Raw genomic sequence first — 12,362 nt, 5'->3', positions numbered from 1 at the left:
ACGAGTCTTTCGGTCGTCACATTCGTCTGACACTAGTGCGCGCCGATTCCATCAAGAACGGCGTCGAAGAGGGCGAGGATGATGGGGTAAGCGCTGCGCAGGTCCGTCGATACAAATTCAGTGTCGACAACCCCGCCGCGCTTCATCTGCCAGACGCCAGCCCACGATGTCCAGAACCCGTAGTGGAGTGACCTCCGGGCCCGGCGCCAGGGCGGCCATGGCTTTCCAGTGCTGCATTCCGTTCTGGAGGTCCTGCTTGACTTCTGGTAGCCAGGCAAGCATGAAGTCTTCGTTGTTGCGTCCTTGGACGCTCAGCATCCTTTTCGCCCCGAGTTCGCCGTAGCACTGCCATATGTAGTTGTCGTAGAGCGGCAGCAGTCCCGGCCGCTTGAGATGCAGTACCTTGGAGAGCTTCGTCCGGCGCACCCCCGGGGTGGGTGCCTTTCGGTCCAAAACTCCGTAGAGCCGGGCGATGGCGTCGATTGTGTCCTGCCCGGCCACGTCCATCGTCCCAGTCAGCGCGGGGTCCTTCAACAGGATGTTGATTTCTTCCAACAGGCTCAGGAAGGTGTACTGCGTCGTGACGGGGTTCTGCCCGGCGTTCAGGAGCCCCACCGCCAGAGTGTCCTGGAGTTCGACCGTATTCGGGTTCCCGTTCCCCGCGTAGCCGTCGTAGGCAGGATAAGACCATTTGGCGTACTGGGTCAGATACTCGCGGGCAAGGATGGTAGCGTGCTCGACGTCATCGTTGACGCCCCCCACGGTAATTGTTTCAGTCATGGCCTTGAGCCTACTGCCGTCCGCGGAAGGGGAATCGAACCTGGACGGAAAGCCGCGGACTATATGCCGCGGATGATGAGTGGCTCAATGCGTAGCGGTGGTTCGCCCGGATAGACGAGTACCCCGTTGCCCGTTTTCGACTGCTCACTGGCCAGCACATCGACACGTGTCACGCGCCCGTCCGGATGACTGATCTCGGCAACTACGCGTTGATGCCAGTGCCCACAAAAGACGTGGCGCGGGACGAGACGATCCACCGTTTCGCGCAGTAGGACCCGGGTGCGGTCGGCTTGGGCGAGGATCTCCGGGGGAAGGTCCGTGCCGGGCTTCATCGGGACGCCTGCTGGAACGTCGTGCGTGATGACCACATCCAGATCCCCGCCGGCGATCAGCTGTTCGGCCTGTTCGGCGGTAGGTTCTTCATCGGGCCACCAATCTTTGCCTTCACGACGCCAGGCTTTGTCCACTGAGAACGCCCCTCCCAGGGCTCCGACCCGAAGACCGTCAATGACGGTCCGCCCGCCTTTGGGCAGCACCCTGATGTTGCTTCGCCAGGATATAAGGCCATCCTCCCGAACATCGAGCAGATTTATTGCCGAGAGGTTGTCATGGTTGCCGGGGGAGACCACGAGCACTGCGCCACGTTCCAGGAGTAGTGTGTTCAGCTTCTTCTCATACCGTCCGCGTTCCGCCCCTGGCCAGTCGAGGCCGAAGTCACCAACGTGAATCAGCGTGCTGACCCCCTGGTCCGAAGCGGAGCGGATTGCAGCCAGGCCCATCCCGAGATGGCCGTGCCAATCCCCAAACGCTGCCCATGGTGCTGAGCCTATTTCGCCGTTCATGCTTCAGGCGCCAGTGGTTCAATTCGCACGACCGGCGACGTCGTTCTGATGGTCGCTACGTGGTCGTTGCGGATCTGCAGCCAGTAGCGCGCGGACGAGCCGACGGCGCAAGACTCAAGCATGAGCAGCTCCAGAGTTTCTCCGTCTCGGCGCAGCCGCGAGAAGCCGGCATCCAGGAAATCGATGATCGGCGGGGTGGCGGCCATCTGCCGCTTTACGGTTCTGGCGGTCAGGTCGAGCTCGGACTGGCTACCGGTAGCGGTGGTCACCATATACCGGCCTTCATCTTCGTTACGGAGCTCCTGTCTCATGGCGCGAGTGTACCTGCGCCCTCTGACCGTATTTCCTGGCTCCAGGGATAGATGCTAACGCGGTCAACGGCTTAATCCCGGCGGTTTCCAGGAGGACCCGGACACGACCGGCAACGTCTTCAGTGTGGTACTAGATCGACGCGGATGCCCGTATGACTGGTCGATCTGCATGGGGGCGGTCGCCTCGAGCCAGAAGCTTAGCTTGCTGACTGTCGGCCCATGTGAGGGTTAGGCGATCGTGAGATTTGAGAACTGGACACGGGCCCCTGACAGTTGCACTGCATGCTCGGAGTCCTAGAATCGGTCCATGACTGGGATGTGCGCCAACGTCAAAGTGTGCCATAGGTGTGCCCTGGCCCCACACGGCCACCTCACCGCAGCCGACAAAAAACCCCGTACACCCGCTGAATCAGCGGAAATACGGGGTTCTTCTCGAGCTTCCTGCCAGAATCGAACTGGCGACCTTCTCATTACGAGTGAGACGCTCTACCAACTGAGCTAAGGAAGCAACCGCATGAATTTCCGGCGAACCGGGCGGATCATGCAAGAGATAACTGTAATGGAGTCCCGGCGCCCGGGTCAAAATGAGCCGCAGGCCGGCGTGGCAGCTGAGCCCCCGCAAGCGCCGGCGGCTGGCGGCAGGTGCTTAGCAGACCGTGTTGTCCGCCGGTTCCTTGCCGTCGATCAGGTACGAGTCCACGGCGTTGCCGATGCAGCTGTTGGAGCGCCCGTACGCCGTGTGGCCTTCGCCCTTCCACGTCAGCAGCGAGGCATTCCCGAGTTGCTTGCGCAGCGCGCTGGCCCATTCCACAGGGGTGGCGGGGTCCCCGGTCGTGCCCACGACGACGATGGGGGCTGCGCCCTTGTATTGCACCGGAGCAGGGGTCCTGGTGTTCTTGTACGGCCAGTCCTTGCAGTTGGCACCGCCGTAGGCGAAGTAGTAGCCGAGGGTTGGGGACTCCTGGAGCAGGTGCTGCTCTTCGGCCCGCATCGATGCAGTGTCCGCGTCCATCGGGTAATCCAGGCAGTTGATGGCGTTGAAGGCGAAGGTGCTGTTGGACGTGTAAGCGCCGTTAGGACCCCGGTCGGCGCCGAAGTCGGCCAGTTCCATCATGCCGCTGCCATCGCCGGCCATGGCCTTGGCGAGGGCCTGGGTGAGGATCGGCCAGTTATCGCTGCTGTACAGGGGGATGAGCAGGCCGTTGACGAACGTGGTCCCCGAGACCAGCCGGCCGTCCTTGGCCCGCAGCGGGCTGGCCGCGGCTTCCTTGATGAGCTTGCCGATCTGCTGGACGCCGTCCTCGGTGCTGCCGCTGAGCGGGCATCCGCTGTTTTGCTGGCAGTTAGCCACGTAGACGCCAAGCTCCCTCTCGAAAGCCTTTGCCTGCCCCCTCGTAAGTTCCTCGTAGCTGAGGGACGGGTCCAGGGCGCCGTCGAGGACCATCCGGCCCACGTTGTCGGGGAACATCGAGGCGTACGTGGAACCCAGGAGCGTCCCGTAGGAATAGCCAAGGTAGTTCAGCTTCTTGTCATTGAGCGCCCCGCGCAGGATATCGAGATCCTTCACGGCGCTGTTGGTGTCAATATGGGCCAGGACCGGGCCGGTCTTCTCCACGCATTTGGCCGCGATGACCTTGTTGTCCGCAAGACTCTCCTCCAGCCCGGCGTCCGTGTCCAGATCGTAGGTCTTGGCCCGGTACGCGTCGCGTTCCTGGTCGGTGAGGCACGTGACCGGCGCGGACCGCTTCACACCGCGCGGGTCGAAGCCCACAACGTCGTAGTTCGCCCGGACCTTCTCGGAAATGCTGGTGGTGCCGGCATCCCTGACGAAGTCGTAGCCCGAGGCGCCCGGGCCGCCGGGGTTGACCAGGAGGCTGCCCTTCTTGTTGCCCTTCGTGGCCACCTTGAGGGCAGCGATTTCGATCGTGGCGCCGTCCGGTTTACTGTAGTCCAGCGGGACCTTGATCTTGGCGCACTGGAGACTCTTCTCGCACGGCGTCCAGTTGACCTGCTGGGAGTAGAAGCTCCGGAGCTCAGCCGGTGCCGCGGAGGCGATCGACGGGTCAGCCTGCCCCGAATTCCCGGACTTCGTGCCGCCGTCTCCGCTGCCAAAGAGACTGCACGAGGCCAGCGTCATGGCCAGGGCCATGGCGCCGAGGGCCCGCACGCCGATCGCCCAGGATCGGAATCTTGCGGGCTGGGGTCGAGCAGGCTTCATGCGGTTCTCCTTGGGGGATAGGAACGAAAGCGATGGGGCGGGGCGGTTGGTTGGTGCCGTCCTGCGGGCAAGAGATCAGGCCGTCAGATGAGGCTGGCAGCCATGGACTCGATGGCCAGCAACGGGGCGACATTGGTGGTGGTGATGCGGTTGCGGGCCTTGTTGATGGCGTCCATGCGGGCGAGGGTGATCTCCGCGGTGGAGCGGGTAGCGAAGTCTTCGAGTTCGCTTCTCAGCTCAAGGTTGACCAGTTCCACGGAGTTCCCCATCTGGATGATCAGGATATCCCGGTAAAAGGAGAGCAGGTCTGTGAGAGTGCGGTCAAGGGAATCAGTGATGGAGCGCTTGGCGCGGCGCTTCTGGTCATCCTCGAGCTGCTTCACCTGGCCCCGCATGGCCGGCGGCAGCGTCCCGCTCTCCGGCGCTCCGAGGGTCGCCAGCAGCGCCGCTTTCTCACTGGCGTCGCGCTCGTCATTGGAGCTGTTGGCTTCCTCGGTGGCGATCTTGACCAGTTTTTCCGCCATCAGGACCGCCGCGGTGACGCCGCGGAGGGAGAACGGGAACCGCACGGTTTCAAGCCGGCGCTCCCTTGCCTCCGGGTCCCGGGCCAGGCGCCGGGCGATGCCCACATGGCTCTGGGCCGCGCGGGCCGCGCGTTCGGCGACAGCCGGCTCCACGCCGTCGCGCTTGACCAGGAGGGCCGCGACGTCGGCCGCGGGCGGAAGCCGCAGGGCCACGGCACGGCAGCGGGAGCGGATCGTGACGAGGACGTCGGCAGGGGACGGGGCGCAGAGCATCCACACGGTACGGGGAGTAGGCTCCTCGATGGCCTTGAGCAAAACATTGGTGGTGCGCTCGGCCATCCGGTCAGCGTCTTCGACGACAATGATGCGCCACCGGGCCGATGAGGGCCGGTTCCCGGCGGTGGACACCAGTTCGCGCGCCTCATCGATGGTGATGGTGACTTTTTCGGTGCGCACGAAGGCGACGTCGGAGTGGGTTTCGCCGAGGATGGTCAGGCAGGCGGCGCACTCGCCGCAGCCACGCAAGGTGACGTCCTCCTGATCGCAGTTCAGGGCGGCGGCGAAGGCCTTCGCCGCATTGGAACGGCCCGATCCGGGCGGCCCGGTGAAGAGCCACGCGTGCGTGAGCGCTTCGCCTTGGGCCGCCTGGCGCAGTTGCGCGACGACGGCGGGCTGGCCCTGGAGATCGTCCCAGACGCTCATGCTGTCCTGCTGTGGGGGAGTGCCAGCAAGGACTCGACACGCTCAAGGATCCGTTCGGCCAGCTCCGCCACGGGAAGCTGCGCGGGCAGGACGAGGTATTTCCCGGGCCGGGCCGCCGCCAGGTCCAGGAAAGCTGCCCGGATCCTGGCGTGGAAGTCATCGGCCTCGGATTCGAGGCGGTCTTCGGCGGCTTCCCCCGCGGTCCGCCGCTGCCGGCCGACCCCGGGGTCGACGTCGAGCAGCACCGTGAGATCCGGCTGCAGGCCCGACGTGGCCCAGTCGTTGATGTCCCGCACGGCGTCCGCGCCGAGATCCCGGCCGGCGCCCTGATAAGCGACCGAGGAGTCAATGTACCGGTCGGTGAGGACGATCTCGCCGCGTTCCAGGGCGGGCCGGATGACCTGGTCTGCGTGTGCGGCGCGGGAGGCAGCGAAAATCAGGGCCTCCGTGCGGGCATCGATGTGGCCGTGGCCGTGGTCCAGCACCAGGGAACGGAGCTTCTCGCCGATCGGGGTGCCGCCCGGTTCGCGGGTCCGCAGCACCGTGAGGCCGCGCGACTCGAGAGCCCCGGCCAGTTCAGCTGCCTGGGTCGACTTGCCGGCGCCGTCACCGCCTTCGAAGGCAATGAACAGTCCGGGCAGCGGTCCGGGGTGCTGGGTATTCACGCTCCTAGACTACCGACAATCACCGACGCTTTAGTGTGCGGCGTAACGCCTTGGCCGCCCTGCGGGGCTCCGACGTACCCTGTGTCCATGAGTCTTTCCGAACAACAGGCAGCAGCGCTCTCCGCAGAAACAGTGGTTGTGGCCGCGGGCCGGCCGCCGCGCCAGCGCGATGAACCGGTCAACCCTCCGCTCGTCCTGTCCTCCACCTACTTCGGCACCGGACCGCTGGGCGACGGGGACCGCGGCTACGGACGGTATTCGAACCCGACGTGGGACCCGTTCGAGGAGGCCCTGGGCCAGCTGGAGGGGGCGGACCTGCCCGGCCTGCTGTACGCCTCGGGGCTGGCCGCCGTGAGCTCGGCACTGTCCCTGGTTCCGGCGCACGGCGTGCTGGTGATGCCCTCCCACAGCTACGCCGGTTCGCTGGTCATGGCCACGGAACTGGCGGAAAAAGGCTTCCTCGAACTGCGGACCGTGGACATTGCGGATACGGACGCTGTCCTGGCGCAGCTCACGCCGGCCGGCGCGAAGCCGGCCAGCATGCTGTGGCTGGAAAGCCCCACCAACCCCATGCTCGGTGTGGCGGACATCCGGACCCTGACCGCGGCGGCGCATGCGGCCGGAGCAATCGTCGTCACGGACAACACCTTTTCCACGCCCCTCGTGCAACAGCCCCTGGCCCTCGGATCCGACGTCGTGCTGCATTCGGTGACTAAGTACCTTTCCGGGCACTCCGACGTCGTGCTGGGCGCGTTGGTGACCTCCGACGCCGGGCTGCGCGCCACTCTTCTGCACCACCGCACCATCCACGGCGGCATCGCCGGACCCTTTGAGGCCTGGCTGGCGCTCCGGGGACTGCGCACCCTGGCCCTGCGGATCGAACGCTCGCAGGCATCGGCTGCCGTCCTGGCGGAGCGCTTGAGCCGGCATCCGAGGGTCGCCAGCATCCGTTTTCCCGGACTGGCCTCGGACCCGGGCCATGAGCGGGCCAAAGCACAGATGAAAGGGTTCGGCTCCGTGCTGTGCATCGAGGTTGCCCCCGCGGGCGGCCTCAGCGGCGCCGACGCTGCGGACCGCGTCATCCGCGCCCTCCACTTGTGGCTGCCCGCGACGTCCCTTGGCGGGGTGGAATCCCTGATCGAACGCCGGCGCCGGCACACTGCCGAGCCGGCCAGCGTTCCGGAGAACCTCGTCCGGATGAGCGTCGGGATTGAAAACGTCGAGGACCTTTGGGCCGATTTGGAACAGGCGTTGGGCACTTTGGACAGCTAGGCTGGGGGAGTGGACGGAAGAATACTCATTTACTATGTCGAAACCGCGATCTACCTGATCCTGGCGGTGGTGGCTTTCGCCATTGAGGCGTGGGCGTTCTTCGACTGCCTCCGCCACAGGGCCAACGCCTTTGAAGCCGTATCCAAGCGGACCAAGACCTTCTGGCTCGCGCTGACCGGCGGCAGCGTGGCCGTCGGCCTGATCTCCCTGGTTTCCCAGCTCGGCGGCGGCGCGGGGGGCATCAGCACACTGGGCCTGTTCGGGCTCGCTGCCGTGACCGCGGCGTCGGTGTATCTCGCCGACGTGCGACCCGCCGTCAAAGACGCGGGCCGCGGCGGCAACCGCGGCTGGTGACACCCTGACAGCCGGCCCCGGAGCATAGCTCCGCGGTCGTGGCGCCGCGGCACTAACTTCGCGGTCCTAACTCCCCGGGGCCACAGCTTCCCAATTGACCGTCACTTCGCCGAGCCGCCACCGGGACGGCCCGTCCTGGACCGGCCAGCCGCCGTCGAGCAGTGCGCGGCACATGGCCGAGAAGCGCTGCCGGTTTCCGAACGACGCGAGCGGTGCGGCCTCCAGCCACGCCTGGTCCATCGCCTGCAGGTAGGAATGGATCTTCTCGCCCGGCACGTTGCGGTGGATCAGCGCCTTCGGGAGCCGCTCCGCAACGTCCGAGGGCAGCGTGAACGCGCCGAACCGCAGGGACAGGCTCAGGCTCAGCGGCCGCCCGGCGTCGAGCGCCACCCAGGTGACGCGCCGCCCGATCTCGTCGCAGGTCCCGTCGATGAACAGGCCGCCAGGAGCCAGCCGCCCCTGCACGAGCCGCCAGATGTCCTGGACGTCGGTTTCCTCGTACTGCCGCAGTACGTTGAAGGCCCGCACGAGCACGGGGCGGCCGGGCACGGGAAGCTCGAAGCCGCCCACCTGGAAGTTGAGCCCTGGCCGCTCCAGTGACTTCGCCTGCCGGACACGTTCCGGTTCGATTTCGATGCCGGTCACCCGCACGTCCGGACGGACCACGGACAAGCGCTCGAAGAGTTCGACGGCGGTGGCCGGGGAAGCGCCGTAGCCCAGGTCGACCACGAACGGATCGGCCGCTTCACGCAGCCGCCATGCCTGGGGGCCGGCCAGCCAGCGGTCCACGCGGCGCATCCGGTTCGGATTGGTGGTCCCGCGGGTCACGTTGCCCACCGGCCTGCCGCTTCGCCGTCCGGGGTTCCTGACCTGCTCCGCTCGTTGCACCACCGTCCCACCCTATCCTCCAACGCGGGGCCACCTACGGCCCATCCGGAGGCCCTTGATGGGACGTAGGTGACCCCGCGTTGGGGTGGGGCGTGACGGGGATGTAATGCTCGGCGCGGCCAGGGGCGGCTCCGCTAGGATGAAAACCATGACTTACAAGCTGATTCTGCTGCGCCACGGCCACAGCGACTGGAACGCCAAGAACCTGTTCACCGGCTGGGTGGACGTTGACCTCAACGACCAGGGCCGCGCTGAGGCGGTTCGCGGCGGCGAGCTTCTCGTGGAGCACAACATCCTCCCCGACATCCTCTACACCTCACGGCTGAAGCGGGCCATCAATACGGCGAACCTGGCCCTCGAGAAGGCGGACCGCGGCTGGATCGACGTCAAACGCGACTGGCGCCTCAACGAACGCCACTACGGCGCCCTCCAGGGCAAGGACAAGGCGCAGACGCTTGCCGAATTCGGCGAAGAGCAGTTCATGCTCTGGCGCCGGTCCTACGACACCCCGCCGCCGCCCCTGGCCGACGATTCCGAGTTCTCCCAGGTGGGGGACCCGCGCTACAAGGACCTCGGCGACGCCATTCCCCGCACCGAGTGCCTCAAGGATGTCCTGATCCGCCTCATGCCGTACTGGGAATCGGACATCAAGGAAGAGCTCAAAGCGGGCAAGACCGTCCTGGTCACGGCCCACGGCAACTCGCTCCGTGCCCTGGTCAAGCACCTGGACGGGATCAGCGACGAGGACATCGCCGGCCTGAACATCCCCACCGGCATCCCGCTGGTCTACGAACTGGACGAGAACTTCAAACCGGTCATCCCGGGCGGCACCTACCTCGATCCTGAGGCCGCCGCTGAGTCGATCAAGGCAGTCGCCAGCCAGGGCAAGAAGTAGCGCCCAGCCACCGGAAACGACGACGGCGGCCGGTCACCCCCAAGGTGACCGGCCGCCGCCGTTCTGCTTCGTGAGCTAGCTGAAAAGCTAGCTGTGTTCGATACCGCTCGGCTGCCAGGCCCCTGTGACGAGGTAGGTGACCTTCTGGGCCACGGAGACGCCGTGGTCGGCGAAGCGCTCGAAGTAGCGGCTGGCGAGGGCGACGTCGACAGTCGTGGCCGGGGATTCCTGCCAGTCGCTGCGCGCGATCGCCTTGAAAACGCTCAAGTGAAGATCGTTGACGGCGCCGTTGGCCTTCATGATGTCCCGGGCGACGCCGAGGTCGCGGGTTTCCAGCAGCACGGTGAGTTTCTGCGCGATCAGCAGGTCCTGCTCGGCGAAGCTCTTGAACGTCGCCTGCAACTGGGCCGGGATCACGTTGGCGGGGTAGCGGAGCCGGGCGAGCTGCGCGAGGTGGCGGGCGAGGTCGCCCATGCGCTCCAACGAGGCACTCATCCGCAGCGAGCCCACGATCATGCGAAGGTCGCTGGCCACCGGGCCCTGGAGCGCCAGGATGTCGATGGCCCGCTCGTCGAGGCTGTTCTGCAGGAAGTCGATCCGGGCATCGGCGGCAATGACGTCCTCGGCCAGGTCGATGTCGGCGCCTTCGAACGCCGTCGTGGCCTTCCCGATGGCCTCGGTGACCAGCTTGGAGATTTCTACGAGCTGTTCACCCACCTGGGCGAGCTCTTCCTGAAAAACCTTACGCACGTGTGCGTCCTTTCCTCGGAAATATTGCCTGCCACAACCGTGGCGGACGTATTTCGGTTCACCTCGCGGCGCTTCAACGGCCAACTCTTCCAGTGTCCGGTGAACTGTTGCGCCCCAATAGGTGAACGTTAGCTGAACCGGCGCCGGAATCGCAGGAGATTACGGTTGCGGCCCTGAAGCAGAGCCTAAGCTGGAAGCGTGGACCCAATGCTCATCGGCGTGATCGCCGGCCTGATCGGCCTCTCGCTCGGCATCTTCGGCGTGCTCGCGTTCCGGGTCAGCGAGCAGCAACGGCAGATCGTCGACGTCGACGTCGAGGACCCCTCGCTCCCCGAGGGTGCAGCCGAGGTTCTGGCCGTTGTCGGGAGGGCTTTCGTCGTCGTGGATGCCATCGACGGCGTTGTCCGCGCCAGCCCCGCGGCCTACGCCTATGGCCTGGTCCGCGGGCACACCGTAGTGCACCAGCAGCTGCTGGAATTGACGGCCAAGGTCCGGCGCGACGGCGTCATCCTCGAAAAGCAGCTTGAGCTGCCGCGCGGCCCGCTCGGCCAGGGAACCATCGTGGTCCAGGTCCGGGCAGCCATGATCGCCGAGGACTATATCCTCCTGCTCGCCGATGACCGCACCGAATTCACCCGTACTGAGGAAGTCAGGAACGACTTCGTAGCCAACGTCTCCCACGAACTGAAAACGCCGGTGGGGGCGATTTCCCTGCTGGCCGAGGCGCTGGAGTCATCCGCGGACGACGAAGAGGCCGTCCGGCGCTTCGCCAAGCGCATGCACAAGGAATCGGCCCGGCTCGCGGCACTCGTGCAGGACATCATCGAACTCTCCAGGCTGCAGGGCACGAATGTCACCCAGCAGGGACGCCCGGTGGACATCAACACCGTGGTGTCCGAGGCCGTGGACCGCTCCCAGCTGCCCGCGGAAAGCAAGAACATCCGGCTCGTCGTCGGCGGGCACGCGGACGCGATGGTCTACGGCGACCAGGACCTCCTGGTGACGGCGCTGCGCAACCTGATCGACAACGCCATCCGCTACTCCCCGGAAAACACCAAGGTGGGCATCGGCGTACGGTCCAAGGACGGATTGGTTGCGGTGTCCGTCACGGATCAGGGCGAAGGACTCAGCCCGGAAGACCAGGAACGCGTCTTTGAACGCTTCTACCGCGTGGACGCCGCCCGGTCCCGCCATACCGGCGGCACGGGCCTGGGTCTCAGCATTGTCAAACATGTCATCTCCAACCACGGCGGCGAGGTGACCCTGTGGTCGCAGCCAGGGCAGGGATCAACCTTCACCATCAGGCTTCCGGAGATGGAAGGCCAGGACGACGGCGACACCCCCGAGGTCCGCAGACCCGCGGGCCGGCCAGCGGGGCTGCAGCGGCCAGCCGGACCACACAGACGGGACGCCGCAGGCGTCCATGAGCAAGGAGCTAGCGCTTGAGCAGGATTCTTATTGTCGAGGACGAAGAGTCCTTCAGCGACCCGCTGTCCTACCTTTTGGGCAAGGAAGGGTTCGAGGTGGAGGTGGTGGACAACGGCCTCGATGCCATCACCGAATTCGACCGCAACGGCGCTGACCTGGTGCTCCTGGACCTCCAGCTGCCCGGGCAGTCCGGCACCGAAGTCTGCCGGCAGCTCCGGCAGCGCTCCAGCGTGCCCGTGATCATGCTGACGGCCAAGGACTCGGAAATCGACAAGGTGGTGGGTTTGGAGCTTGGCGCCGACGACTACGTCACCAAGCCGTACTCCTCGCGGGAACTCGTCGCCAGGGTCCGGGCCGTGCTGCGCCGCCAGGGCGAGCCGGAGGAACTGGTGGCAAGTACCGTGCAGGCCGGCCCTGTCCGGATGGATATCGAGCGGCACGTGGTCAGCGTCGGCGGCGAGCAGGTCTCCCTGCCGCTGAAGGAGTTCGAGCTGCTGGAAATGCTGCTGCGGAACTCCGGCCGGGTCCTGACCCGAGGCCAGTTGATTGACCGCGTCTGGGGCTCGGACTATGTCGGAGACACCAAGACCCTGGACGTCCACGTCAAGCGCCTGCGGAGCAAGATCGAGCCGGACCCCTCGGCGCCGCGGTATCTGATCACAGTCCGCGGGCTGGGCTACAAGTTCGAGCCTTAGCGCCGGAGGCCTTGTGCCGAAGACCCGAATGGGCACAT

The 12,362-nt window shown here is 65.9% G+C and carries 13 protein-coding genes and 1 tRNA gene; 5 read left to right on the top strand and 9 right to left on the bottom strand.

All coding sequences use genetic code 11. The features are described 5' to 3' along the window. Positions 1–117: 117 nt before the first annotated feature. From AC1DCZ_RS16260 to tmk, 7 genes are all read right to left on the bottom strand, one after another. Positions 118–780, bottom strand: coding sequence for a DUF6308 family protein (locus tag AC1DCZ_RS16260; RefSeq protein WP_476975508.1), 663 nt, complete (start codon positions 778–780; stop codon positions 118–120). A gap of 59 nt (positions 781–839) precedes the next feature. Continuing rightward, positions 840–1,622, bottom strand: coding sequence for a metallophosphoesterase family protein (locus AC1DCZ_RS16255; RefSeq protein ID WP_476975507.1), 783 nt, complete (start codon positions 1,620–1,622; stop codon positions 840–842). Next, a complete protein-coding gene (locus tag AC1DCZ_RS16250) occupies positions 1,619–1,933 on the bottom strand; it encodes a hypothetical protein (RefSeq protein ID WP_476975506.1) in 315 nt (104 codons plus the stop codon). Before AC1DCZ_RS16250 ends, AC1DCZ_RS16255 begins: the two co-directional genes overlap by 4 nt. A 435-nt stretch (positions 1,934–2,368) precedes the next feature. Beyond that, a tRNA-Thr gene (locus AC1DCZ_RS16245) sits at positions 2,369–2,441 on the bottom strand. A gap of 138 nt (positions 2,442–2,579) precedes the next feature. After that, on the bottom strand, positions 2,580–4,151 hold the full coding sequence (locus tag AC1DCZ_RS16240; RefSeq protein WP_476975505.1) for an alpha/beta hydrolase: 1,572 nt from the start codon (positions 4,149–4,151) through the stop codon (positions 2,580–2,582). Positions 4,152–4,234: 83 nt separating this feature from the next. Beyond that, positions 4,235–5,377, bottom strand: a complete 1,143-nt coding sequence (locus AC1DCZ_RS16235) for a DNA polymerase III subunit delta' (RefSeq protein WP_476975504.1) — start codon at positions 5,375–5,377, stop codon at positions 4,235–4,237. Then, on the bottom strand, positions 5,374–6,042 hold the full coding sequence (gene tmk / locus AC1DCZ_RS16230; RefSeq protein ID WP_476975503.1) for a dTMP kinase: 669 nt from the start codon (positions 6,040–6,042) through the stop codon (positions 5,374–5,376). The genes AC1DCZ_RS16235 and tmk overlap by 4 nt, the downstream gene beginning before the upstream one ends. A gap of 87 nt (positions 6,043–6,129) precedes the next feature. Between tmk and AC1DCZ_RS16225 the strand changes: the two genes are divergently transcribed. Both AC1DCZ_RS16225 and AC1DCZ_RS16220 read left to right on the top strand, forming a co-directional pair. Beyond that, positions 6,130–7,314, top strand: a complete 1,185-nt coding sequence (locus AC1DCZ_RS16225; protein WP_476975502.1) for a trans-sulfuration enzyme family protein — start codon at positions 6,130–6,132, stop codon at positions 7,312–7,314. 9 nt (positions 7,315–7,323) lie between these two features. Further along, positions 7,324–7,668 (top strand): DUF2516 family protein, encoded by a 345-nt coding sequence (locus tag AC1DCZ_RS16220; RefSeq protein WP_476894245.1) that lies wholly within the window; start codon positions 7,324–7,326, stop codon positions 7,666–7,668. 66 nt (positions 7,669–7,734) lie between these two features. On the opposite strand, the gene AC1DCZ_RS16215 is transcribed toward AC1DCZ_RS16220, so the two are convergent. Then, on the bottom strand, positions 7,735–8,559 hold the full coding sequence (locus AC1DCZ_RS16215) for a class I SAM-dependent methyltransferase (protein WP_476975501.1): 825 nt from the start codon (positions 8,557–8,559) through the stop codon (positions 7,735–7,737). A 145-nt stretch (positions 8,560–8,704) separates the two neighbouring features. Between AC1DCZ_RS16215 and AC1DCZ_RS16210 the strand changes: the two genes are divergently transcribed. Beyond that, positions 8,705–9,451 (top strand): phosphoglyceromutase, encoded by a 747-nt coding sequence (locus tag AC1DCZ_RS16210; RefSeq protein ID WP_476894243.1) that lies wholly within the window; start codon positions 8,705–8,707, stop codon positions 9,449–9,451. A gap of 87 nt (positions 9,452–9,538) precedes the next feature. On the opposite strand, the gene phoU is transcribed toward AC1DCZ_RS16210, so the two are convergent. Beyond that, positions 9,539–10,201 carry a phosphate signaling complex protein PhoU gene (gene phoU / locus AC1DCZ_RS16205; protein WP_476975500.1) on the bottom strand — a complete coding sequence of 221 codons (663 nt, stop codon included), beginning with the start codon at positions 10,199–10,201 and terminating at the stop codon, positions 9,539–9,541. A 207-nt stretch (positions 10,202–10,408) separates the two neighbouring features. Between phoU and AC1DCZ_RS16200 the strand changes: the two genes are divergently transcribed. Then, on the top strand, positions 10,409–11,647 hold the full coding sequence (locus AC1DCZ_RS16200) for a sensor histidine kinase (RefSeq protein ID WP_476975532.1): 1,239 nt from the start codon (positions 10,409–10,411) through the stop codon (positions 11,645–11,647). Further along, a complete protein-coding gene (locus AC1DCZ_RS16195; protein ID WP_476894241.1) occupies positions 11,644–12,324 on the top strand; it encodes a winged helix-turn-helix domain-containing protein in 681 nt (226 codons plus the stop codon). The genes AC1DCZ_RS16200 and AC1DCZ_RS16195 overlap by 4 nt, the downstream gene beginning before the upstream one ends. Positions 12,325–12,362: the final 38 nt, after the last annotated feature.

The sequence above is a fragment of the Arthrobacter sp. 10N418 genome, from assembly GCF_056394725.1.
The sequence above is the reverse complement of the archived record's forward strand: the minus strand, read 5'-3'. Positions and strand labels throughout refer to the sequence as shown.

Bases quoted from the DNA above. Each gene is read 5' to 3' on its own strand.
- AC1DCZ_RS16235 (WP_476975504.1), bottom strand. From the start codon at position 5,377: ATGAGCGTCTGGGACGATCTCCAGGGCCAGCCCGCCGTCGTCGCGCAA.
- AC1DCZ_RS16200 (WP_476975532.1), top strand. From the start codon at position 10,409: ATGCTCATCGGCGTGATCGCCGGCCTGATCGGCCTCTCGCTCGGCATC.
- AC1DCZ_RS16225 (WP_476975502.1), top strand. From the start codon at position 6,130: ATGAGTCTTTCCGAACAACAGGCAGCAGCGCTCTCCGCAGAAACAGTG.
- AC1DCZ_RS16255 (WP_476975507.1), bottom strand. From the start codon at position 1,622: ATGAACGGCGAAATAGGCTCAGCACCATGGGCAGCGTTTGGGGATTGG.
- AC1DCZ_RS16210 (WP_476894243.1), top strand. From the start codon at position 8,705: ATGACTTACAAGCTGATTCTGCTGCGCCACGGCCACAGCGACTGGAAC.
- AC1DCZ_RS16260 (WP_476975508.1), bottom strand. From the start codon at position 780: ATGACTGAAACAATTACCGTGGGGGGCGTCAACGATGACGTCGAGCAC.
- AC1DCZ_RS16250 (WP_476975506.1), bottom strand. From the start codon at position 1,933: ATGAGACAGGAGCTCCGTAACGAAGATGAAGGCCGGTATATGGTGACC.
- AC1DCZ_RS16240 (WP_476975505.1), bottom strand. From the start codon at position 4,151: ATGAAGCCTGCTCGACCCCAGCCCGCAAGATTCCGATCCTGGGCGATC.